This is a genomic window from Variovorax sp. VaC1 (assembly GCF_043658315.1).
Lineage (GTDB): Bacteria > Pseudomonadota > Gammaproteobacteria > Burkholderiales > Burkholderiaceae_C > Variovorax.
In genome coordinates this window covers 307,113-328,403 of the sequence record NZ_JBIGLT010000001.1, presented here as the reverse complement: position 1 = coordinate 328,403, position 21,291 = coordinate 307,113, and the positions used below count along the sequence as shown (strand labels likewise).

Annotated in this window: 20 protein-coding genes; 15 read left to right on the top strand and 5 right to left on the bottom strand. The window is 67.6% G+C overall.

Going from position 1 to position 21,291, the window contains the following annotated elements; translation table 11 throughout:
- Window positions 1-15 precede the first annotated feature (15 nt).
- The 3 genes from ACGLHS_RS01590 to arsH are packed head-to-tail and all read left to right on the top strand — an operon-like array spanning window position 16 to window position 2,476.
- Window positions 16-1,302: an arsenic transporter gene (locus ACGLHS_RS01590; RefSeq protein ID WP_394476252.1), complete on the top strand. Its 1,287-nt coding sequence runs from the start codon at window positions 16-18 to the stop codon at window positions 1,300-1,302.
- Between the two features lie 39 nt (window positions 1,303-1,341).
- Window positions 1,342-1,773, top strand: a complete 432-nt coding sequence (arsC, locus tag ACGLHS_RS01585; protein ID WP_394476249.1) for an arsenate reductase (glutaredoxin) — start codon at window positions 1,342-1,344, stop codon at window positions 1,771-1,773.
- Window positions 1,742-2,476, top strand: a complete 735-nt coding sequence (arsH, locus tag ACGLHS_RS01580; protein ID WP_394476247.1) for an arsenical resistance protein ArsH — start codon at window positions 1,742-1,744, stop codon at window positions 2,474-2,476. The genes arsC and arsH overlap by 32 nt, the downstream gene beginning before the upstream one ends.
- An 18-nt stretch (window positions 2,477-2,494) precedes the next feature.
- Here the strand turns inward: arsH and ACGLHS_RS01575 are convergent, their stop codons facing one another.
- Window positions 2,495-3,466, bottom strand: a complete 972-nt coding sequence (locus tag ACGLHS_RS01575) for a helix-turn-helix domain-containing protein (protein ID WP_394476244.1) — start codon at window positions 3,464-3,466, stop codon at window positions 2,495-2,497.
- Between the two features lie 130 nt (window positions 3,467-3,596).
- On the opposite strand from ACGLHS_RS01575, the gene gnd reads away from it, so the two are divergent.
- The 5 genes from gnd (at window position 3,597) to ACGLHS_RS01550 (ending at window position 11,883) form a co-directional block, all read left to right on the top strand.
- A complete protein-coding gene (gene gnd, locus ACGLHS_RS01570; RefSeq protein WP_394476242.1) occupies window positions 3,597-5,018 on the top strand; it encodes a decarboxylating NADP(+)-dependent phosphogluconate dehydrogenase in 1,422 nt (473 codons plus the stop codon).
- 7 nt (window positions 5,019-5,025) lie between these two features.
- On the top strand, window positions 5,026-5,580 hold the full coding sequence (locus ACGLHS_RS01565; RefSeq protein WP_394476240.1) for a GNAT family N-acetyltransferase: 555 nt from the start codon (window positions 5,026-5,028) through the stop codon (window positions 5,578-5,580).
- Window positions 5,581-5,800: 220 nt separating this feature from the next.
- A complete protein-coding gene (locus ACGLHS_RS01560; protein WP_394478140.1) occupies window positions 5,801-9,037 on the top strand; it encodes an efflux RND transporter permease subunit in 3,237 nt (1,078 codons plus the stop codon).
- A gap of 93 nt (window positions 9,038-9,130) precedes the next feature.
- Window positions 9,131-10,390 carry an efflux RND transporter periplasmic adaptor subunit gene (locus tag ACGLHS_RS01555; protein ID WP_394476238.1) on the top strand — a complete coding sequence of 420 codons (1,260 nt, stop codon included), beginning with the start codon at window positions 9,131-9,133 and terminating at the stop codon, window positions 10,388-10,390.
- Window positions 10,387-11,883: an efflux transporter outer membrane subunit gene (locus ACGLHS_RS01550; protein ID WP_394476235.1), complete on the top strand. Its 1,497-nt coding sequence runs from the start codon at window positions 10,387-10,389 to the stop codon at window positions 11,881-11,883. The genes ACGLHS_RS01555 and ACGLHS_RS01550 overlap by 4 nt, the downstream gene beginning before the upstream one ends.
- Here the strand turns inward: ACGLHS_RS01550 and ACGLHS_RS01545 are convergent.
- On the bottom strand, window positions 11,834-12,928 hold the full coding sequence (locus ACGLHS_RS01545) for a PA0069 family radical SAM protein (RefSeq protein WP_394476233.1): 1,095 nt from the start codon (window positions 12,926-12,928) through the stop codon (window positions 11,834-11,836). The two genes, ACGLHS_RS01550 and ACGLHS_RS01545, sit on opposite strands and share 50 nt — an antisense overlap.
- A gap of 121 nt (window positions 12,929-13,049) precedes the next feature.
- Here ACGLHS_RS01545 and ACGLHS_RS01540 point away from each other — a divergent pair, with 121 nt between their 5' ends.
- The 6 genes from ACGLHS_RS01540 (at window position 13,050) to ACGLHS_RS01515 (ending at window position 17,299) form a co-directional block, all read left to right on the top strand.
- The gene (locus ACGLHS_RS01540) at window positions 13,050-13,655 is read left to right on the top strand and encodes a GbsR/MarR family transcriptional regulator (RefSeq protein ID WP_394476231.1); all 606 of its coding nucleotides are present in this window, start codon (window positions 13,050-13,052) and stop codon (window positions 13,653-13,655) included.
- A 60-nt stretch (window positions 13,656-13,715) separates the two neighbouring features.
- Window positions 13,716-14,150: a thiol-disulfide oxidoreductase DCC family protein gene (locus ACGLHS_RS01535; RefSeq protein WP_394476229.1), complete on the top strand. Its 435-nt coding sequence runs from the start codon at window positions 13,716-13,718 to the stop codon at window positions 14,148-14,150.
- A gap of 72 nt (window positions 14,151-14,222) precedes the next feature.
- Entirely contained in the window at window positions 14,223-15,179 is a 957-nt protein-coding gene (locus tag ACGLHS_RS01530; protein ID WP_394476226.1) for a class I SAM-dependent methyltransferase, read from the top strand.
- Window positions 15,180-15,262: 83 nt separating this feature from the next.
- Window positions 15,263-16,312 (top strand): SRPBCC domain-containing protein, encoded by a 1,050-nt coding sequence (locus ACGLHS_RS01525; protein ID WP_394476221.1) that lies wholly within the window; start codon window positions 15,263-15,265, stop codon window positions 16,310-16,312.
- Window positions 16,309-16,944: a DUF4166 domain-containing protein gene (locus ACGLHS_RS01520; RefSeq protein ID WP_394476218.1), complete on the top strand. Its 636-nt coding sequence runs from the start codon at window positions 16,309-16,311 to the stop codon at window positions 16,942-16,944. The genes ACGLHS_RS01525 and ACGLHS_RS01520 overlap by 4 nt, the downstream gene beginning before the upstream one ends.
- 7 nt (window positions 16,945-16,951) lie before the next feature.
- Complete coding sequence (locus tag ACGLHS_RS01515; RefSeq protein ID WP_093236875.1) at window positions 16,952-17,299, top strand: DOPA 4,5-dioxygenase family protein; 348 nt, start codon at window positions 16,952-16,954, stop codon at window positions 17,297-17,299.
- On the opposite strand, the gene ACGLHS_RS01510 is transcribed toward ACGLHS_RS01515, so the two are convergent.
- Both ACGLHS_RS01510 and ACGLHS_RS01505 read right to left on the bottom strand, forming a co-directional pair.
- Window positions 17,296-18,618, bottom strand: a complete 1,323-nt coding sequence (locus tag ACGLHS_RS01510) for a Rieske 2Fe-2S domain-containing protein (RefSeq protein ID WP_394476215.1) — start codon at window positions 18,616-18,618, stop codon at window positions 17,296-17,298. The two genes, ACGLHS_RS01515 and ACGLHS_RS01510, sit on opposite strands and share 4 nt — an antisense overlap.
- 13 nt (window positions 18,619-18,631) lie before the next feature.
- Window positions 18,632-19,618, bottom strand: coding sequence for a Bug family tripartite tricarboxylate transporter substrate binding protein (locus ACGLHS_RS01505; RefSeq protein ID WP_394476213.1), 987 nt, complete (start codon window positions 19,616-19,618; stop codon window positions 18,632-18,634).
- A gap of 109 nt (window positions 19,619-19,727) precedes the next feature.
- On the opposite strand from ACGLHS_RS01505, the gene ACGLHS_RS01500 reads away from it, so the two are divergent.
- Window positions 19,728-20,549 carry a helix-turn-helix domain-containing protein gene (locus ACGLHS_RS01500; protein ID WP_394476211.1) on the top strand — a complete coding sequence of 274 codons (822 nt, stop codon included), beginning with the start codon at window positions 19,728-19,730 and terminating at the stop codon, window positions 20,547-20,549.
- Window positions 20,550-20,587: 38 nt separating this feature from the next.
- Here ACGLHS_RS01500 and ACGLHS_RS01495 read toward each other — a convergent pair whose 3' ends face one another.
- Window positions 20,588-21,244 (bottom strand): glutathione S-transferase, encoded by a 657-nt coding sequence (locus ACGLHS_RS01495; RefSeq protein ID WP_093236871.1) that lies wholly within the window; start codon window positions 21,242-21,244, stop codon window positions 20,588-20,590.
- Between the last annotated feature and the right edge of the window lie 47 nt (window positions 21,245-21,291).

Genomic DNA, 21,291 nt, shown 5'->3' with positions numbered 1-21,291 from the left:
CTTGCATTCGCCGACATGCTGACTGCCGCTTTCATCTTCATCTGCACGCTCGTGCTCGTCATCTGGCAGCCGCGCGGGCTGGGCATCGGCTGGAGCGCTTCGCTCGGCGCGCTGGTGGCGCTGGCCCTCGGCGTGGTGCACCTTGCGGACATCCCGGTCGTCTGGGGCATCGTGTGGAACGCCACCGCCACCTTCGTCGCGGTGATCGTCATCAGCCTGCTGCTCGACGAGGCCGGCTTCTTCGAATGGGCCGCCCTGCACGTGGCGCGCTGGGGCGGCGGGCGCGGCCGGCTGCTGTTCGCGTTCATCGTGCTGCTGGGCGCGGCGGTGTCGGCGCTCTTCGCCAACGACGGCGCGGCGCTGATCCTCACGCCCATCGTGATGGCGATGCTGCTCGCGCTCGGCTTCACGCCCGCCGCCACGCTGGCCTTCGTGATGGCGGCCGGCTTCATCGCCGACACGGCGAGCCTGCCGCTGGTGGTGTCGAACCTCGTGAACATCGTGTCGGCCGACTTCTTCAAGATCGGCTTTCGCGACTACGCAGCGGTCATGGTCCCCGTGAACATCGCGTCGGTGCTCGCCAGCCTGGCGATGCTGATGCTCTATTTCCGCCGCGGCATTCCCGCACGCTACGACGTGGCGCAGCTCAAGGCGCCCGCCACCGCCGTGCGCGACCTCGCGACCTTTCGCGCGGGCTGGGTCGTGCTGGTGCTGCTGCTCGTCGGCTTCTTCGGGCTCGAACCGCTCGGCGTGCCGGTCAGCGCCGTGGCCGCCTTCGGTGCCGTGGTGCTGTTCGCGGTGGCGGCGCGCGGCCATGCGATCGACACGCGCAAGGTGCTGCGCGAGGCACCGTGGCAGATCGTCGTCTTCTCGCTGGGCATGTACCTCGTGGTCTACGGGCTGCGCAACGCCGGGCTGACAGGCCACATCGCATCGCTGCTCGATGTGTTCGCCAGGGGCGGCGTGTGGACCGCGGCGCTGGGCACCGGGGTGCTCTCGGCCCTGCTCTCATCGGTCATGAACAACATGCCGACGGTGCTCGTCGGCGCGCTGTCCATCGACGCATCGGGCGCGAGCGGCGTGGTGAAGGAGGCCATGGTCTACGCCAACGTGATCGGCTGCGATCTGGGCCCGAAGATCACGCCCATCGGCAGCCTTGCCACGCTGCTGTGGCTCCACGTGCTCGCGAAGAAGGGCACCACCATCGGCTGGGGCTACTACTTCAAGGTCGGCTTCGTGCTGACGGTGCCGGTGCTGCTGGTCACGCTGGCGGCGCTGGCGCTGCGGCTGGGCATCGGCTGACGCATCCACCCCTCAAGACTTACCTCAAGACGCCACACCATGAGCGACATCACGATCTATCACAACCCCGCCTGCGGCACGTCCAGGAACGTGCTCGCATTGATCCGCAACACGGGCGACGAGCCCGAGGTCATCGAGTACCTGAAGCACCCGCCCGACCGCGCCACGCTGCAGCGCCTGATCGCCGCGATGGCGATGCCGGTGCGCGAGGCAATGCGCCGCAAGGGCACGCCCTACGACGAGCTGGGCCTGGACGATCCGAAGTGGAGCGACGACCAGTTGATCGACTTCATGCTGCAGCACCCCATCCTCATCAACCGGCCCATCGTGGTGACGCCGATCGCCACGCGCCTGTGCCGGCCGTCCGAGGCGGTGCTCGACATCCTGCCGCACCCGCAGCGCGGCCCCTTCACCAAGGAAGACGGCGAGATGGTCATCGATGCAAAGGGCCAGCGTGTCGCCAAGCCTTGAACTGCCCAACCTCGATGCCGAGGCGTTCCGCAAGCCGGACCTGCAACGCCTGCTGCCCGCCAGGCGCGCCACCCACGCCCCGCGCATCCTGCTGCTCTACGGATCGCTGCGCGAGCGCTCCTACAGCCGCCTGCTGACCGAAGAGGCCGCGCGCCTTCTGTGCGCCATGGGTGCCGAGCCCCGCATCTACAACCCCCACGGCCTTCCGCTGCCCGACGGCGCACCCGACGACCATCCGAAGGTGCAGGAACTGCGCGACCTTGCGCAATGGGCCGAAGGCATGGTGTGGACATCGCCCGAACGCCACGGCGCGATGACCGGGATCATGAAGGCGCAGATCGACTGGATACCGCTTTCCGTCGGCTCGGTGCGACCCACGCAAGGCAAGACGCTCGCGGTCATGGAGGTGTCGGGCGGCTCGCAATCGTTCAACGCGGTGAACCAGTTGCGCGTGCTCGGGCGCTGGATGCGCATGCTCACCATCCCCAACCAGTCGTCGGTGGCCAAGGCCTTTCTCGAATTCGACGAGAGCGGCCGCATGAAGCCTTCGCCGTACTACGAGCGCGTGGTCGACGTGATGGAAGAGCTGGTCAAGTTCACGCTGCTCACGCGCGATTGCGCGGACCATCTGGTCGACCGCTACAGCGAGCGGCGCGAGAGCGCGCAAGAACTGTCGAAACGGGTCAACCTGCGCAGCATCTGAGCGCGGGGTTGCGTTGCGTCAACGGCGACGACGCAGTTCGCCGGGCGTGCCGCCCAGATGCCGGCGGCACTGACGAACGAAGTGCGATGCATCGGCCAGCCCGACGCGAAACCCGATCTCCGCAATGCTCAGGCGGTCGAAGCGCACATCGCGCAGCATGCGCTGCGCCGCCTGCATGCGAAAGCCGGCCAGCGCGGTCGCGAAGGTGGTGGCGCCCTCGCCCAGGCAGCGATGCAGGCTGCGTTCCGAAATGCCCAGCCCGCGCGCCACACTAGCGGCCGTCAGGCCGGGTTCGGCATGGCGCTCGCGCGTGGCTTCCAGCACACGCCGCCGCAAGGCCGCACGTCCCTCGTCCGGCGCCTGCACGGGGCCACGCCCCATGGCCAGTGCCAGCAGGCCGCCGAGCTGGTCGCCCAGCAGCTCGGCCGGCAGCGGCGGGTTGGTAGCCAGTGCCGGCGTCAACTGGCGCACGAAGCTGCTGAGCACGCCGCCCCAACCCGCCTGTCCGTCGATGCGCCGCGCCACCAGGTCGCCGGCGTCGGGCAGCCATGCGTCGACCCAGGCGGTCGGCAGCTCGAGCGAGATGGTGTCGGCCGACTGCAGCAGATGAAATTCATAGAGGCGGCGCGAATCGACCAGCACCGCGTCGCCCGGCAGCAGGCGCGCGGCGCGGCCGTCCTGCACGGCGACCCAGGCCGAGTCGGTCTTGCACAGCAGGTAGAAGTAGTTGTGGCGGCTCTGGGCAATGGCCCGGCGCGTGCGATAGACGTCCTGTGCGCTGCCGCGCACCTCGTTGACGACGATGGGGCCGAGCGGCGCCGACACCAGCGTGGCCCCGAAATCCTCCGCCGCCGGGCTGGTCACGTCCATCTCCAGAAAGCCTTCGCAGACCGCGCCGACCCAGTAGTCCAGCCGCTGCGCAGGCGGCACGGTGTCGGTCGACCAGGTGTGGATCGCTGCAGGGGCGGGTGCGGGGGCGATGGCGTTCATGCCGCCAACATAGCCAGCCCGGGCGCATTTGCCAAGCGGGTATAGACGCTCTCCGACGGCGCCCCGGCGCGCCCCCCGGCACAATGGCCGCCATATCCAACCGTCTCCTACCGCACACGAAAGAAGGGCCATGAGCAACAAAAGCGATTTCGGACTGATCGGCCTGGCCGTGATGGGCCAAAACCTCGTGCTGAACGTGGAAAGCCGCGGCTTCCAGGTCAGCGTCTACAACCGCACCGAAGCCACCACCGAGGCCTTCGTCGCCGCCAACCCCGGCAAGAAACTGGTGGGCGCCAAGACGCTCGAAGAGTTCGTTCAAAGCCTGGCCAAGCCCCGCAAGATCCAGATCATGGTCAAGGCCGGCGCGCCGGTCGACCAGGTGATCGAGCAGCTCATTCCGCTGCTCGACAAGGACGACATCGTCATCGACGGCGGCAACAGCCTCTACACCGACACCGAGCGCCGCGACGCGTACCTCTCGAGCAAAGGCCTGCGCTTCATCGGCGCGGGCGTATCGGGCGGCGAGGAAGGCGCGCGCAAGGGCCCGTCGATCATGCCGGGCGGACCGCTGTCCACCTGGGAGGTGATGAAGCCGATCTTCGAGAGCATCGCGGCCAAGGTCGATGGCGAGCCTTGCGTGATTCACATCGGCCCCGGCGGCGCGGGCCACTACGTGAAGATGGTGCACAACGGCATCGAGTACGGCGACATGCAGCTCATCTGCGAGGCCTACAGCCTGTTCAAGGCGGCCGGCTTCAGCACCGACGAAATGGCCGCGATCTTCAACGAGTGGAACGACGGCGAGCTGCAGAGCTACCTGATCCAGATCACCGCCAAGGCGCTGGAGCAGAAAGACCCGGAAACGGGCAAGCCGATCGTCGACCTGATCCTCGACAAGGCCGGCCAGAAGGGCACGGGCCAGTGGACGCTCATCAACGCGGCTGAGAACGCGGTGGTCATCAGCACCATCAACGCCGCCGTCGAGGCGCGCGTGCTGTCGTCGCAGAAGAAGCAGCGCGTGGTGGCCAGCAAGCTGCTGCAGGGGCCGAAGATCGAACTGTCGCTCGAGAAGAAGGCACTGGTGGCCAAGGTGCACGACGCGCTCTATGCCTCGAAGGTCATCAGCTACACGCAGGGCTTCGACCTCATCAAGACGATGGGCGACAAGAAGGACTGGAAGCTCGACCTGGGCGGCATCGCGTCGATCTGGCGCGGCGGCTGCATCATCCGCGCGCGCTTTTTGAACCGAATCACCGACGCCTTCCGCACCGATCCGGCGCTGGGCAACCTGATGCTCGACCCGTTCTTCAAGGACCTGCTCAACCGCACGCAGCAAAGCTGGCGCGAAGTGGTGGCGCTGGCGGTGAGCAACGGCATTCCGGTGCCGGCGTTCAGCGCGTCGCTGGCCTACTACGACAGCTACCGCACGGAGCGGCTGCCGGCCAACCTGCTGCAGGCGCAGCGCGACTTCTTCGGCGCCCACACCTACGAGCGCATCGACAAGCCCGAAGGCCAGTTCTTCCACACGGACTGGCCCGAAGTCATCGGCTGATGCCGCCATGCCGGCCCTCGACTATCCCAGCCACCTGGTCGAGGACTGGCAACTGCGCGACGGCACGCCGGTGCGCATCCGCCCGATCCGCGCGGAAGACTTCGACATGCACTCCGCCTTCGTGGCGGGGCTGTCGAACGAAACGGGCTACCACCGCCTGCTGTCGCCGCGCAAGCCGCAGCCCGACGAACTCTGGCGCATGACCCACATCGACTACGACCGCGAGCTGGCGCTGATCGCGACCACCGGAGCCGATGGCGCCGAGCAGCAGATGGGCGTGGTGCGCTACGTGCGCGGCGACACGCCGGAGACAGCAACGACGGCCGAATTCGCCGTGGTCATCGCCGATGCCTGGCAGCACCGCGGACTGGCCGAAAAACTCATGCGCAAGCTGATCGATGCGGCCGCCCAGGCCGGCGTGCGGCAGCTGGCGGACATCACCCTGTTCGACAACCTCGCGATGCTGCACCTGGCGCGCAAGCTGGGTTTCAAGGTGCAGCGCGATCCGGGCAACCCCAATGTCACGCGACTGCGGCTGATGCTCGAGGCGCCTGTGCGCTGAATCACAGCGCCCCAAAAACAAGCCATCGGGCGACTCGCGGATCGCCAACAGGCCGGCCGCCCGAGTGGCCGAAGGCCTGTGCCCGCCGACGACCGTTGGCGGCCATTGGCGGCAGACATGCACCCTTTTGGTAAAGCGCAACGCCCAAAAAAGCGGCACCAGCAAACTTAAATCTACTTCCTTATGATGCGAAACCTTTTTCCGTCGGAAGCAGAGAGCCCTGTCCATGGTCCAGCTCGCATTGCGTCGCCCGTACACCTTCATCGTCATGGCGATGCTGATCGTGCTGGCCACGCCGTTTGTCCTGGCGCGCATGGCCACGGACATCTTTCCGGAAATCAACATCCCGGTGGTCAGCGTCATCTGGAACTACACCGGCCTGCCGGCGCAGGAGATGGGCCAGCGCATTTCGGGGCAGGTCGAGCGCGGGCTGACCACCACGGTGAGCGACATCGAGCACATCGAGTCGCAGTCGCTCGCGGGCGTGTCGATCATCAAGGTGTTCTTCCAGCCCAGCGCCAACATCGAGATGGCGATCTCGCAGGTGGTGGCCTCGATGCAGGCGCAGGTGCGGCAACTGCCGCCGGGCATCACGCCGCCGCTGGTCATCAAGTATTCGGCCTCGAGCGTGCCGGTGATCCAGCTGGCGCTGTCGAGCCCCACGCGCTCTGAAAACTCGCTGTTCGATTCGACCGTCAATCAGCTGCGCCCGCAGCTCATCACGGTGCCGGGCGCGGCCATTCCGTTTCCGTACGGCGGCAAGAACCGGCTGATATCGGTCGACCTCGACACCCAGGCGCTGCAGGCGCGCGGCCTCTCGCCGGCCGACGTGGTGAACGCGGTGAACACGCAGAACCTGATCCTGCCCTCGGGCACGGCCAAGTTCGGGGCCACCGAATACAACGTGCGCATGAACGGCTCGCCCGATGCCATCGCGGGCCTGAACGACCTGCCGGTGCGCACGGTGAACGGCGCCACCACCTACCTGCGCGACGTGGCCTACGTGCGCGACGGTTTCTCGCCGCAGACCAACGTGGTGCGCCAGGACGGCGTGCGCGGCGTGCTGCTGTCGGTGCTGAAGAACGGCGGTGCGTCCACGCTGGACATCGTGTCGAACATCCGCGCCATGCTGCCCATCGCGGCGCAGACGATGCCGGAAGACATCAAGATCACGCCGCTGTTCGACCAGTCGGTGTTCGTGAAGGCGGCGGTAAAGGGCGTGGTGTTCGAAGCCATCCTGGCCGCCGCGCTCACGGCCGCGATGGTGCTGCTGTTCCTGGGCAACTGGCGCAGCACGCTCATCATCGGGCTGACGATTCCGCTATCGATCCTGGCATCGATCCTGGTGCTGTATTCGCTCGGCGAAACGCTCAACCTCATGACGCTGGGCGGGCTCGCGCTGTCGGTGGGCATATTGGTCGACCAGGCGATCGTGACCATCGAGAACATCGAGCGGCACCTGCACATGGGCACGCCGCTGAAGGAAGCCATTGAGGTGGGCGCGGGCGAGATCGGCTCGGCCGCCTTCGTTTCGACGCTGTGCATCTGCATCGTGTTCGTGCCGATGTTCTTTCTCTCGGGCGTGGCGCGCTTCTTGTTCGTGCCGCTGGCCGAGGCGGTGGTGTTCGCCATGCTGGCCTCTTACCTGCTCTCGCGCACGCTGGTGCCGACGCTGGTGATGCTGCTGATGGGCGGCTCGCACGGCGAGAACGCACCGGTCGAAGGCGCAAGGCAGAGCGCGCTGCAGCGCCTGTACCGCGCGTTCGATCGCCGCTTCGAGCGCGTGCGACGCGCCTACACGCTGGTGCTGTCGGCGGTGCTCTCAAAACGCGCCGGCTTCATCGGCCTGTTCCTCGGCTTCTGCCTGCTGTCGTGCCTGCTCTACCCGGCGCTGGGTCGCGACTTCTTCCCCACAGTCGATGCCGGCCAGATCCGCCTGCACCTGCGCGCGCCCACCGGCACCCGCATCGAGGAAACCGCGCGCCTGACCGACCAGGTCGAGGCCGCCATCCGAGAGCTGGTGCCGCCCGACCAGCTCGAAACCATCCTGGACAACCTGGGTGTGCCCAACAGCGGCATCAACCTGTCGTACAGCAACGCCGGCACCATCGGCACCTTCGACGGCGAGCTGCTGCTGTCGCTGAAGGAAGGCCACAAGCCGACCGAGCAGCATGTGTCGCTGCTGCGGGCCGAGTTGCCCAAGCGCTTTCCGGGCATCGAGTTCTTCTTCCAGCCGGCGGACATCGTCACGCAGATCCTGAACTTCGGCCTGCCCGCGGCCATCGACGTGCAGTTCAGCGGCAACGACGTGGCCGGCAACGCGCTGCGTGCGGCCGAACTGACCAAGGCGATCCGGCAGATTCCCGGCGCGGTCGATGCCCACGTGCACCAGCGCCTGGACGGCCCCGCGCTGAATCTGCAGATGGACCGCACGCGGCTGCAGCAGTACGGCCTGACCGCCGCCAACGTGGGGCAGAACGTGCTCATCGCGCTGTCGGGCAGCTCGCAGACGGCACCCGCCTTCTGGCTCAATCCGGCGAACGGCGTGGTCTACAGCATCGCGGTGCAGACGCCGCAGTACACGGTCGATTCGCTCGACTCGCTGCTCAACATTCCGGTGGGCGCGGGCGGCGGTGCGGGCAGTGGCGCGGGCGGGCCCGGCTCGCAGCAACTGCTGGGCAACCTCGTGAGCACGCAGGCCGACCGGCAGCCGGCCGTGATGTCGCGCTACAACATCGCGCCGGTGATCGACGTGTACGTGAGCGTGCAGGGCACCGACCTGGCCAGCGTGGCGTCGAAGGTGCAGAAGCTGGTCGACGAGATGCGGCCCAAGCTCTCGCGCGGCAGCCGGGTCGACGTGCGCGGGCAGGTGCAGACCATGCAGTCGTCGTTCATCGGCCTGGGCGTGGGCCTGGCGATGGCGATCGTGCTGGTGTACCTGCTGATCGTGGTCACCTTCCAGTCGTGGCTCGACGCGGCCATCATCATCACCGCCCTGCCCGCAGCGCTGGCGGGCATCGCGTGGATGCTGTTCATTACCGGCACCACGCTGAGCGTGCCCGCGCTCACGGGCGCGATCATGACCATGGGCGTGGCCACGGCCAATTCGATCCTGCTGGTGTCGTTCGCGCGCGAGCGACTGGCCGCGAGCATTCCGCCGCTGTCGGCCGCGCTGGAAGCCGGCGCCACCCGCATCCGGCCGGTGCTGATGACGGCGCTGGCGATGATCATCGGCATGATCCCGATGGCGCTGGGCCTGGGCGAAGGCGCCGAGCAGAACGCACCGCTGGGCCGCGCCGTGATCGGCGGGCTGATCTTCGCCACGGTGTCGACATTGTTTTTCGTGCCCGCCGTGTTCGCGGGGGTGCACAGTCGGCTTGCGCACCGCCGGGCGGCACGCGAAGCGCAGCAAGCACAGCATCAACCGCCAGCGGGCGCAACGCCCCAGGAGAACTGAAGCCTTGACCCCCACGCTCATTCACTTCGTGTATTCGCTGCCCCCCGAGGGGGCCGCAGCTCGCCTTGGGAGCGGCCCTGCGCCGAGCTGGTCATGACGGAGCAACGCCACTCGGCATTGGCCATCCACCCCATCGCTGTAGAAGAAGGCGAAGGCGAGTTGCTGCGCCGCCGGCAGATCGTGCGGCGCACGCGCTGGCTGGTGCTGATCGTCCTCGTGCTGCTGGCACTGGGCGCGACGCGCACGGTGGTCGTGCGCATCGCGAATGCGCGGGCGCTCGAAACCGGCACCACCGAGCGCGCAAAGCAGTACGTGCAGACCGCCCTGCCCCGCACGCCCACCGCCGGCCAGACGCTCGCGCTGCCGGGCACGCTGCAGGGTTTCGTGCAGTCGCCGATCTCGGCGCGCGCCAGCGGCTACCTCAAGCGCTGGACCAAGGACATCGGCAGCCGCGTCGAGAAGGGCGAGTTGCTGGCCGAGATCGAGACGCCGGAAATCGACCAACAGCTGTCGCAGGCCGTGGCCGCGCGCGCGCAGGCTGCATCGGGCCTGGAGCTGGCACGCAGCACCGCCGACCGCTGGGAGGCGCTGCGCAAGAAGGACGTGGTCTCGCAGCAGGAACTCGACGAGCGCCGCAGCGCCGTGGCGCAAGCCACCTCGAACGTGGCCGCGGCCGATGCCAACGTGCAGCGGCTCAAGCAGACCGAAGGCTTCAAGCGCGTGGTGGCGCCCTTCGCGGGCGTCATCACGCGGCGCAATGTCGACGTGGGCGACCTGATCGACGCGGGCGCGGGCGGCGGCGCGGGCCGTGCCCTCTTCCTGCTGTCGCAGACCGATCCGCTGCGCGTGTACATCAACGTGCCGCAGGCTTATGCGCAACTCGTCAAGCCGGGCCAGCCGGTGGTCGTGACGCAGGCCGAGCTGCGCGGCCAGAACTTCAAGGGCCAGGTGGCGCGCACGGCGGGCTCGATCGACACGACCACGCGAATGATGCAGGTCGAGGTCTCATTGCCCAACAGCGACGGTGCGCTGCTGCCGGGCGCTTACGTGCAGGTGTCGTTGCCGCTGGCCGCGAGCCGCTCGCTCACGGTGCCGTCGAACGCGTTGCTGTTCCGCGCCGAGGGCACGCGCATCGCGGTGGTCGATGCGCAGGGCCGCGTCGGCCTGCGGGCCGTGACGCTGGGCCGCAACTATGGCGAGAACGTCGAGGTGATCGACGGACTCGACGGCAAGGACCGCATGGTGCTGAACCCCTCCGACTCGCTGGCCGAAGGCGACGTGGTGGCCATCGCACCCGACGCGCCCGCACCGGCTGCCGCCCCGAAGGCGCCCACGCCCAAGGCCCCCGCGTGACACCGCGCCTGCTCGCCACGGCGCTGGCCGCCCTGCTCGCGGCAGGCTGCGCGGTCGGCCCCGACTACAAGGCACCCGACACCCCGCTGCCCGTCAGCTGGAAACTGGAAGAGCCCTGGCGCGTGAGTGCGCCCAACGACAGCGCCGACAAGGGCCCCTGGTGGAAGCGCTTCGGCGACCCGCAGCTCGACGCGCTGCAGGAACAGGCACTGGCCGGCAGCCCCACGCTGGCGATTGCCAGCGCGCGGCTGGCACAGGCACGCGCCACGCTCGCGGGCAGTGAGGCCAGCCAGTTCCCGCAGCTCGGTCTGGGCACGCGCGCCTCGCGGCTCAAGATTTCGGCCAACCGGCCGCTGACCAGCTATGCAACCGCCAACTCGTCGACGGTGCAGAACGACTTCACGGTGTCGCTCAACGCAAGCTACGAGGTCGATCTGGCGGGGCGCGTGCGGCGCACCGTCGAAGGCGCGACGGCCTCGGCTGAGCAATCGGCAGCCGACCTGGAAAACACGCGCCTGCTGCTGGGTGCCGATGTCGCCAGCAACTACTTCAACCTGCGCTCGACCGACATCGAACTCGACGTGGTCGAACGCTCCATCGGCCTGCAGCGCCGCGCGCTGGAGCTGGTCACGGCGCGCCATGACCTGGGCGCGGTGTCGGGGCTCGACGTGGCGCAGCAGCAGTCGCTGCTCGAAACCACGCTGACGCAGGTCGATGTGCTGAAGAAGCAGCGCGCGCAGTACGAGCACGCGCTCGCCACCCTCACGGGCACGCCGGCGCCGAGCTTCGCGCTGCCGGTCGACCTGCGTGCGATCAGCCCGCCAGCGGTGCCACTGGGTGTGCCTTCCGAGATACTGCAGCGCCGGCCCGACGTGGCCTCGGCCGAGCGCGCGATGGCCGCCGCCAATGCGCAGATCGGCGTGGCCACCGCGGCCTTCTATCCGAGCTTCATGATCTCGCCGACCGTGGGCGTGGACAGCCGCCTGATCGAAAGCCTGTTCAACGGCCCCAGCCTGCTGTGGTCGGTCGGCGTGTCGGCCACACAGGTGCTGTTCGACGGCGGCCGCGTGCGCGCGAACGTCGACTTTGCCAAGGCCGGCTACGACGCCACGGTCGGCAACTACCGCCGCACGGTGCTGACGGCCATGCAGGAGGTCGAAGACGGCATCACGGGCCTGTCGGCGCTCGACCGCGCCAACACCCAGGCGCAGTCGGCGGTGGCTGCGGCCCGCCGCGTGCTCGACATGGCGACCAGCCGCTACGAAGGCGGTGCGTCGACCTACCTCGACGTGATCACCGCACAGCAGTCGCTGCTGACGGTGGAGCGCCAGGCCGCGCAGTTGCAAGGCCAGCGCCTGCTGACCTCGGTGTTCCTCGTGAAGGCGCTCGGTGGCGACTGGTGCGACCCCGGTGCAGCCGCTGAATCCGGTGCCACGGCGGACGCTAGAACAGGTTGCCCTGCCCAACAGCGCCAGGTGGTCGGAACGCGGTGAGGTCGAGCGGAATCCGCTCGCGATTGAAGCCCAGCCGGTTCGTCGCCTTCTGGAAGCGCTGGTGGATCAGGTCGGCCCACAGGCCGCTGCCCTTCATGCGCGTGGCGAAGTCGGCGTCGTAGTCCTTGCCGCCGCGCATCTCGTGGATGCGCGCCATGATGCGGTCCGCGCGCTGCGGGTAGTGCAACGCCAGCCACTCCTTGAAGAGCGGTGCCACCTCCCACGGCAGCCGCACCACCGTGTAGAAGGCGCGGCGCGCGCCGGCCTCCCACGCCGCTTCGAGCACATGCTCCATGTCTTCGGTGACGAAGGGAATCTGCGGCGCCACGCTCACGCCCACCGGCACGCCGGCCTCGGCCAGCGTGCGGATGGTGCGCAGGCGCCGGTGCGGCGCGGCCGCGCGCGGCTCCAGCTTGCGGGCCAGTTCGCCGTCGAGCGTGGTGATCGTGATGTACACGGCGACCAGGTGCTCGGCGGCCATGGGTGCGATCAGGTCGAGGTCGCGTTCGATCGCGCTCGACTTGGTGACCAGCGCGAAGGGGTGTCGCACTTCTTTCAGCAGCTCGATGACCGAACGCGTGAGCCGAAGTTCGCGTTCGATGGGCTGGTAGCAATCGGTGGCGGTGCCGATGGCGATCTGGCTCGGCCGGTAGTTCTTGCGCCCGAGTTCGGCGCGCAGCACCTCGACGATGTTGCGCTTGGCGATCAGCTTGGTCTCGAAGTCGAGGCCGGGCGAGAGGTTCAGGTAGCTGTGCGTGGGCCGCGCGAAGCAGTAGATGCAGCCGTGCTCGCAACCGCGATACGGGTTGAGCGAGCGGTCGAAGTAGATGTCGGGCGATTCGTTTTCGGTAAGCACCGACTTCACGTCCTCGAAGCGCACCTCGGTCGCGAGGGGCATCAGCTCTTCGGCTTCGGCCGCGCCTTCTTCGAGCGTGCCCCAGCCGTCGTCGAAGGCATTGCGCTCGTCCTTCGAGAAACGGTGCGCCAGCCGCGTGGCCGCACCACGGCCCTTGATGATGTGGATGGGAACCTGGGCAGCGGGCATGGCAAATCCTTTGGAGTGGAATTTACTGTTTATTCATACAGTATTCCACCAATCCATCGGCGCCATCCTGTTTTTACATTTCTCTCTTGACAGAAATTTAGGAAATCCTAGACTTGCGGGCATGGAACTCACCGACATTCAACGCAAGTTCGTTCTGCACTGGGGCGAAATGGGGTCCATGTGGGGCGTCAACCGCACCGTCTCGCAGATCCACGCCCTGCTCTTCGCCCATGGCAAGCCGATGCACGCCGAAGAGCTGTCCGAGACACTGGGCGTCGCGCGCTCCAACGTCAGCAACAGCCTGAAAGAGCTGCAGGCCTGGAACCTCGTGCGCATCACGCACACCATGGGCGACCGGCGCGACTACTTCGAAACCAGCGTCGACGTGTGGGAGCTGTTCCGCACCGTCGTGCGTGAGCGCAAGGAGCGCGAGTTCGACCCCACCGTGCGCGTGCTGCGCGAGCTGGTGTCCAGCCCCGACTTCCAGAAGGAGCCGGCCGACGCGCAAGACCGCATCCGCTCCACCATGGAACTGATGGACAAGCTCGCCACCTGGGCCGACGAAATGCTGCGGCTGTCGCCCGGCACGCTCGACAAGGTGCTGACGCTGGGCGCCAGCGTGCAGCGGTTCGTGCGCGGGGACGCGGCAGCCACCGACAAGAGCGGCGGCAAGGGCGACAAGGGCGATGACCCCGACGCGCACCACGCCAGCCTGCCGATGATCTGAGGTCTCTTTTTTTGCCCATTTATTTCTGTTTTGACTGAAATATCGAGAACAAAGAACACCATGCCTCGCGCAGCCCTCGCCACCTACCCGTTGACCGTCTATTTCGACGCCACCTGTCCGCTCTGCGTGGCCGAGATGGGTGCGATGAAGGCGCGTGACGCAGCCGGCCGGCTCGACCTCGTCGACTGCTCACCCGCCGGCTTCTGCGGCGGCCCGGCCCCGCGCGAAGCACTGATGACGGCAATGCACGCGGTCGATGCCAGCGGCCGCGTGCTGTCCGGCGTCGCGGCCATTCGCGCCTGCCGCACGGCGGTGGGCCTGCCGGCTGGCGGCTTCCTGCTCGACCTGCCGGTCGTCGGGGCATTGGCCGACCGCGCCTATGCCGGGCTCGCGCGCAACCGCTACCGGCTGCCGCGCTGGCTCATTGCGCGGCTCGTGGGGCGCGGCGCCGTCGCACCAGTCACCTGCGCCGACGACGACAACTGCCGCGTCTGAAAAAGAGAACGCACGAATCACGCTGTCACACCCCCAGGAAATCACAAGAAACCAACGTCCGAAGGAGCCTCGATGCCCAACGTCTTCCAGCCCGACTTCCGCATGCCCGGTGCACCCGACGTGGCACGCCCCGCGATGGCCTCGCCGGCCCTGTCGGCGATCACGCGTGAAGACACGCAAACCTACTTCACCGAGGTTGCCGTCGACTACAGCGCATGGAGCCCGAGCTACAACATGCACTTCGGCTTCTGGCGCGCGGGCCTCAACCCGCTGCGGCGCGAAGGCATGCTGGTGGAGATGAGCCGCACGGTCGGCCGCGCGCTCAGGCTCGATGCATCGGCGAACCCCTCGCAGCGCCGCTGCGTGCTCGACCTGGGCTGCGGCGCCGGCGCCACCGCGCGCACGCTGGTCGGCGACGACGCCTCGCTCTACGCGGTCACCGTGACCAACGTGCCGGTGCAGAACGGCATCGCCGCACGGCTCGACGCCCGGGCCGGCGTGGCCGATCGCGTCGCGCACATCGAAGCCGACTACACGCGCACCGGCCTGCCCGCCGCGCAGGCCGATGGCGCCTGGGCCCTTGAAAGCGCCTGCTACGCCGAAGGCACGGCCAAGGCCGACTTCGTGCGCGAGGCCGCGCGCCTGCTGAAGCCCGGCGCACGGCTGGTGGTGGTCGATGGCTTCCTGCTGCGCAAGAAGCCCGGCCGCATCGCCGGCTGGCTGCATCGCCTGTGGGCCGACAGCTGGGCCGTGCCGACGCTGGCCATGCGCGAAGACTTCATGGCCGCGCTGCGCAACAACGGCTTCGAGGACATTCAATTCAAGTCGCTGCGCTGGCGCATCGCGCCCAGTGCGCTGCACATTCCCGTGCTGGCCACACGCTTCACGCTCGCTGAACTCTGGAAGGCGCGCGGCCGCCTGAGCCCCTGGCGCCGCAAGCACATCGTGGCGAGCTACTGTGCGTTGGCACTGGGCATGTTCTGGCGCGACTTCGACTACGGCATGGTGACGGCCACGCGCAGCGCCTGACAACGAACCCCGGCACGCAAGACGTCGCAGACGACACAAGCAAACGACCGAACAAGCAAGCGCATCGAGGAGAAGAAGATTCCATGAGCACCGAACCCGAAGAAACCCGGCTGTCCGAACTGGCACCGGCCACGACTGAAAACGGCGAGCCGGACGAAACACCGCGGCGCCGCATGCCTTTCGCCTGGTTCTGGCCCCTGCTGGTCGGCGCGGCGGTGGCACTGCTGCTGCGCATTGTCTTCAGCGGCGGACCGGGCCATCGCTTCTCGCCGATGCTCGGCGCCTTCGTCTATTTCGTGCCCTCGCTTTGCGGCGCGGTCACTGTCTACATGGCCGAGCGCATCGAGCGGCGCAGCTGGGGCTACTACCTCTGGGCGCCCTGGGTCTCGACCGCGCTGTTCGTCACCGGCACGCTGGCGGTCTTCATCGAAGGCCTGATCTGCGCGATCGTCATCATCCCGCTGTTCGCCATCATGGGCAGCGTGGGTGGGCTGGCGATGGGCATCGTGTGCCGCATCACCAACTGGCCCAAGCCGGCGCTGTACAGCTTCGCGATGCTGCCGCTGGTGCTCGGCGCCATCGAGCCGCAACTGCCCGACCCCGACCAGTTCTCCTACACCTCGCGCACGCTCTTCGTTGCCGCGCCGGCCGAGCGCGTGTGGCACGAGCTGAACGACGCACGCGACATCCGCCCGAGCGAAGTCGGTGATGCCTGGGCCTACCGCATCGGCGTGCCGATGCCGGTGTCCGGCGTGACCGTCGATGCGCCCGAAGGCCGCGTGCGCCAGGTGCAGTGGCAAAAGAACGTGCACTTCGACGAAATCATCACCGACTGGCAGCCGGGCCGCGTGCTGAAGTGGCGCTACCGCTTCACGCCCGACTCGTTCCCCGCCGGCGCGCTCGACGACCACGTGATGATCGGCGGCCAGTACTTCGACCTGCGCGACTCCACCTACACGCTGACCCCGCGCAACGGCGGCACCGAGCTGCGCATCGATGTGTCGTGGCGCGTGAGCACGCGCTTCAACTGGTACGCGGGTCCGGTCCTGCAGTTCCTGCTGGGCGATGGCGCGGAGCACATCCTGCACTTCTACAAGGCGCGCAGCGAAAGCGCCGTGACGGCCGCGGGATGACGCGGGAGAACGTGCAGTCCGTCTTCCAGCAGGCGCTGGGACCGGCGTGGGAGCAACTCGGCGACGTGATCCGGCGCCACTACACGATGGCGCCCTTCTCCGATGACTACGTGTGCGTTCGCGGCACGATGCGCGAAGTCCACCACGCGCGCTGGGCCGCGCTGCTGATGCCCTTCGGCCGGCTCTTCGGCGCGCTGGTGCCCCACACCGGCACCGATGTGCCGATCGAAGTGCACTATCGCTGCCGCCCCGACAACCCGCACCTGTACTGGGACCGCGTCTTTCACTTCAAGGACCGCCCGGACTTTCACTTCCGCTCGCACATGGAGCACACGCTCGCGCAGGGCAATGAAGTGATCGAGTACGTGCGCTTCGGCATCGGCATGCGGCTCGCGGTGAGCGCCGAAGAAGGCGCGCTGGTGTTCCGCGACCGGGGCTACATCTGGCGCGTGGCCGGCCTGCGCATTCCGCTTCCGCTGGGCCTGCTGCTGGGCACGGCCTATGTGGAAGAAAGGCCCGATCCGTTAGACCCCGACCACTTCACGATGAAGATGCTGCTGCGCCACCGCTGGTTCGGCGATGTCTTCCGCTACAGCGGGCGCTTCCATCTGGCGCGCTTGGGGCCACAATGAGCGCACCATGCCCCGCCGCCCCGAAAACCTCTACGCCCAGTACCACGCCCACGTCTACTTCGCTCCCGCCACGCTGGCGCAGGCCCGCGCGCTTTGCGAGCGGGCGGGCCATGAACTGATGGTGGTCGTGGGCCGCGTGCACGAACGGCTCGTGGGGCCGCATCCGCACTGGAGCTGCCAGTTGGCCTTCGATGCCGCCGAGTTCGACCAGGTGATCGGCTGGCTCGAAGCCAACCGCGACGGCCTCGACGTCTTCGTGCACGGCGTGACGGGCGACGACTTTGCCGACCACACCGCGCATGCGATGTGGCTGGGCAATGAAAGCGTGCTCGACCTGCGGATGTTCCGCCACTAGCCCTTCTGCTCTTCCCCGGCCGGCGCGCCGTGCACCTTGAAGAACCGCGCGCCCTCGACCTTCTGGCCGATCGCCTCTTCGTAGGCCGCGCGCACATCGTCGGGCTGCCCGGCCTGGCCGAAAAAGTCCTTCAGGTAAGGGCCCAGCAGCGGATGCGCGGCCAGCTCGGCGCGCGGCAGGCCGTTGTGCATTTCATCGCGGCAGGCCGATGGCAAATGCACGTCGCGGTTCTTTTCCGGATCGCGGATCAGCCCCTTGGGCTCGTGCGCCGGGTCGACCTGCAGCGCCTCGAGTTCCTCGAAGAAGCGGCGGCGCATCATCACCACGCCCTTGTCGCTCTGGCCCAGCTTCTCGCGCGTGCGGTCAGTCACCGTGCCCTGCCCCACCCAGACCACGAAGTCCTGGTTGGCCACGTGGCTGGTGATCCAGCGGCCGGTGACCGGGTCCTTGATGGGGCCGTACCACGAGGGAATACGCGGCTGCACATACGGCTCCTGTTCGGTCGGCACGCGGCTGAGCACCCACAGCACGCTCAGCGTGTGGTGGTCGTCGATGGGCACGCGCCATTCGAAATGGTGGCCAAGGAAGAAGCCGTTGGGCCACAGCGTGACGCGGCCAGTGGTCCACATCACGTTGTCTTCGCGCTCGCCGCCGCGCAGCCGCTTGTAGACGAAGCCGTGCTCGAACTCTTCGAAGGCGAGCTTGAGGTGCGTGGGCACGTAGGGGCCTTCTTCGCCCTGCAGGCGCGTGGTCCAGTTGTTGTGGGTCCACTCGAAGTGCACCGGGTCGATGGAGTTTTCCTGGCACTGGAACCAGTTGCACGGGATCTCTGCGAACACGGCCTGCGCAAAGCCGTTCCTGACATTGAACAGCTCCCAGTCGGGCAAGAGCGGCGCGGGTTGCGGGCCCATGTAGGCCCACAGCAGCCCGGCCTTCTCCTGCACCGGGTAGGCCTTGATCTTGGTGTTCTTGCGCATGCGCGCATCGGGGTCCAGTGTTTCCTCGAAGGGCTGGTGAATGCATTGCCCGCTCCGGTCGTATTGCCAGCCGTGGTAGCTGCATCGCAGGCCGCACTGCTCGACATAGCCATAGGACATGTCGGCATTGCGGTGCGGGCAGCGGCGGTCGACCAGCCCGTAGTTGCCGCTCAGGTCCTTGTAGAGCACGAGGTCTTCGCCCAGGATGCGCAACGGCTTGACCGCCTTGTCGTCGAACTCGCTCGCGCCCGCGATCGGATGCCAGTAGCGGCGCAGGTAGTCGCCCATCGGCTTGCCGGGGCCTACTTCGGTCAGCAGGCGGTTTTTTTCTTCGCTCAGCATGTGTCGTCTCCCTTCAATCGGCACGGATGCCGAACTCGCGCACCAGCTTGCCGAAGCGCTGGTCGTCGTCCACGATCTGCTGCGCCAGCACCGACGGCGCACCGCCGACAGGCTCGATACCGAGCGCGGCCATCTTGGCCTGCACGTCGGGCATGCGCAGGATGTCGTTGAAGTGCCGGTTCAGCATCTGCACGACCTCGGGCTGCATGCCCTTGGGGCCGAGCAGCCCCATCCATGCGCTCACGTCCACGTCCTTGTAGCCCAGCTCGATGAGCGTGGGCACGGTGGGCATCAGCTTCGTCCGCTGCCGTTCCGCGACGGCGAGCGGCACGAGCTTGCCGGTGGCGATCTGCCCCGCCACGGCACCCGGCGTGATCCAGCCCACGCTGACATGCCCGCCCAGCGCGTCGTTGACGACCGGCGCCACGCCGCGGTACGGCGCATGCGTGATCGCGACGCCGCCATCTTTGTTGAGCAGTTCACCCGCGATGTGCATCGGCGAGCCCGCGCCCGGCGTGCCGTAGGTCAGTGCCTTGCCGGCCTTCGCGTCGGCGATCAGCTGCGGCACGTTCTTGATGCCGGTCGTCGGCGAGGTGACGAGCAGCAGCGGGATGTTGCCGGTCTTCACGATGGGCGTGAAGTCTTTCACCACGTCGTGCGCCACACCGCTGCCCACGCGCAGCACGTGCTGCGCAATGGGGAAGGTGCTGGGCGTGAACAGCAGCGTGTAGCCGTCCGCCGGTGCCTTGGCGACCCAGACGTTGCCGATCATGCCGCTCGCACCGGGCCGGTTGTCGATCAGCACGGGCTGGCCGACACGCTGCGAGAGCTTCTCGGCATAGGTGCGCGCGATGGCGTCGGTGTCGCCGCCGGCCGGATAGGCCACGACGATGGTGATGGGCTTGGCCGGCCATGGCTGCGCGATGGCGGTGCCGGCAAGCAGCAGGGAAAGACCGGCTCCAGCAGCGGCACAAACCGCGTTTCGTCGGGTGAACTTCATGTTGTCTCCTTCTGTGGGAACGACTGTGGTGGGTCGACGCACTGTAGGAACACGGCTTTGAAGGCAGAAGATATAGTTTCACCAGGTGAACCATTTTTCTGGAGACGGCATGTCGGACATCACCGGTGCACAGAGCGTCAAGTCGATCGATGCGCTGCGTCGCGGGCTCGACGTGATGCTGGCGATCCAGCGTTCGTCGGCCGTCACGCTGTCTGAACTGCACCGGCAGACGGGACTGTCGAAGGCCACGCTGCTGCGCATCCTCAAGACACTGCAGCAGGCCGGCTGGACCGAGCGCAGCGAAGTCGACAAGCGCTACGTGCCCACGTCGGCCACGGGGGAGTCGGGGCCGGCCGTGGCATGGCGCACGCGCCTTTCGGCGCTCGCAGCGCCGTCGCGCGCCACGCTGCAGCGCGTGGTGCCATGGCCCATCGACCTGGGTGTGCGGGACGGCACGGCCATGCTGATCCTCGATACCGACCGGCCCCGCAACGGCCTGGCGGTCAACTACCGGGTGCTGGGCTTCCGGCCGCCGATGCTGCTGTCGTCGCTGGGCCGCTGCTACCTGGCGTTCTGCCCCGAAGACGAGCGGCGCGAGATCCTGGCGGCGCTGGCACGTTCGCCGAACGACTTCGACCGCAACGCACGGCGGCCGGAGAACGTTCGCCGCATGGTGGCGCATGCGCGCGACCTCGGGTACGTCGCGCGCGATCCGACCTCGACGCGCATGGACTCGCCCGACCGCTTCGGCGCGGTCTCGGTGCCTGTGCGCCTTGGTGACCTCGTCGTGGGGTGCCTGAGCTGCGCATGGCTGCCGGCGGTGAAGAGCGAGCGCGAGATCGTGGCGGAGCATCTGGCCGACCTGCAGCGGGCGGCGCAGGGTATCGAGCGCAAGCTCCAGCAGGCCGGCTTCGGGCCACCGCCTGCCTGAGGCTTGAAGCTTGGGGCTTGAGAAGGCCTTCTGGCCTACTAGAACTCCGCGTCGAGTTCGTCGATCTCTTCGGGCTCCTGCTTCGCGGCGGCCACCCACTCCTGCATGGGCGGCAACTCCATCACGCGCTTGCAGTAGGCAGCGCAAGTGCTGTCGAGCGCCACGTCGTAGCTCAGGAAGCGCGTGACCACCGGCGCATACATCGCGTCGGCCATGCCCGGCTGCTTGCCGAACAGGAAAGGCCCACCATAGGCCTTGAGGCATTCGCGCCAGATCGCGACGATGCGGTCGATGTCGGCCTGCGCGCGCGACCACACCTTGAAGTTCTTGAAATGCGCCTTGATGTTCATCGGCAGCGCACCGCGCATCGAACTGAAGCCCGAGTGCATCTCGCCGCAGATCGCGCGGCAATGCGCGCGGGCCGCCACGTCGGCCGGCAGCAGCCCGGCCTTGGGCTTGATCTCGTTGAGGTACTCGCCGATGGCCAGCGTGTCCCACACCTTCACGCTGCCGTGCTGCAGCGAAGGCACCAACATCGACGACGACAGCAGCAGCATCTCGGCCTTCATGGCCGGGTCGTCGGGGGGAATGACCTTCTCGCTGAAGTCCAGCCCGGCCAGCCTGCACATCAGCCAGCCGCGCAGTGCCCACGCGCCGTAGTTCTTGCTGCTGATGGTGAGAACGGGTTTGGCCATCGTGAAGCTCCTTGACGATGTGGGCCTGCGTGCAAGCGCCATGCCAC

Excerpts from the sequence above, each read along its gene's own strand:
- ACGLHS_RS01530 (WP_394476226.1), top strand. The coding sequence starts at position 14,223 with ATGCCCAACGTCTTCCAGCCCGACTTCCGCATGCCCGGTGCACCCGAC.
- ACGLHS_RS01500 (WP_394476211.1), top strand. The coding sequence starts at position 19,728 with ATGTCGGACATCACCGGTGCACAGAGCGTCAAGTCGATCGATGCGCTG.
- gnd (WP_394476242.1), top strand. The coding sequence starts at position 3,597 with ATGAGCAACAAAAGCGATTTCGGACTGATCGGCCTGGCCGTGATGGGC.
- ACGLHS_RS01495 (WP_093236871.1), bottom strand. The coding sequence starts at position 21,244 with ATGGCCAAACCCGTTCTCACCATCAGCAGCAAGAACTACGGCGCGTGG.
- ACGLHS_RS01545 (WP_394476233.1), bottom strand. The coding sequence starts at position 12,928 with ATGCCCGCTGCCCAGGTTCCCATCCACATCATCAAGGGCCGTGGTGCG.
- ACGLHS_RS01505 (WP_394476213.1), bottom strand. The coding sequence starts at position 19,618 with ATGAAGTTCACCCGACGAAACGCGGTTTGTGCCGCTGCTGGAGCCGGT.
- ACGLHS_RS01510 (WP_394476215.1), bottom strand. The coding sequence starts at position 18,618 with ATGCTGAGCGAAGAAAAAAACCGCCTGCTGACCGAAGTAGGCCCCGGC.
- ACGLHS_RS01520 (WP_394476218.1), top strand. The coding sequence starts at position 16,309 with ATGACGCGGGAGAACGTGCAGTCCGTCTTCCAGCAGGCGCTGGGACCG.
- ACGLHS_RS01590 (WP_394476252.1), top strand. The coding sequence starts at position 16 with ATGCTGACTGCCGCTTTCATCTTCATCTGCACGCTCGTGCTCGTCATC.
- ACGLHS_RS01540 (WP_394476231.1), top strand. The coding sequence starts at position 13,050 with ATGGAACTCACCGACATTCAACGCAAGTTCGTTCTGCACTGGGGCGAA.
- arsC (WP_394476249.1), top strand. The coding sequence starts at position 1,342 with ATGAGCGACATCACGATCTATCACAACCCCGCCTGCGGCACGTCCAGG.
- ACGLHS_RS01575 (WP_394476244.1), bottom strand. The coding sequence starts at position 3,466 with ATGAACGCCATCGCCCCCGCACCCGCCCCTGCAGCGATCCACACCTGG.
- ACGLHS_RS01525 (WP_394476221.1), top strand. The coding sequence starts at position 15,263 with ATGAGCACCGAACCCGAAGAAACCCGGCTGTCCGAACTGGCACCGGCC.
- ACGLHS_RS01565 (WP_394476240.1), top strand. The coding sequence starts at position 5,026 with ATGCCGGCCCTCGACTATCCCAGCCACCTGGTCGAGGACTGGCAACTG.
- arsH (WP_394476247.1), top strand. The coding sequence starts at position 1,742 with ATGCAAAGGGCCAGCGTGTCGCCAAGCCTTGAACTGCCCAACCTCGAT.
- ACGLHS_RS01535 (WP_394476229.1), top strand. The coding sequence starts at position 13,716 with ATGCCTCGCGCAGCCCTCGCCACCTACCCGTTGACCGTCTATTTCGAC.
- ACGLHS_RS01555 (WP_394476238.1), top strand. The coding sequence starts at position 9,131 with ATGACGGAGCAACGCCACTCGGCATTGGCCATCCACCCCATCGCTGTA.
- ACGLHS_RS01515 (WP_093236875.1), top strand. The coding sequence starts at position 16,952 with ATGCCCCGCCGCCCCGAAAACCTCTACGCCCAGTACCACGCCCACGTC.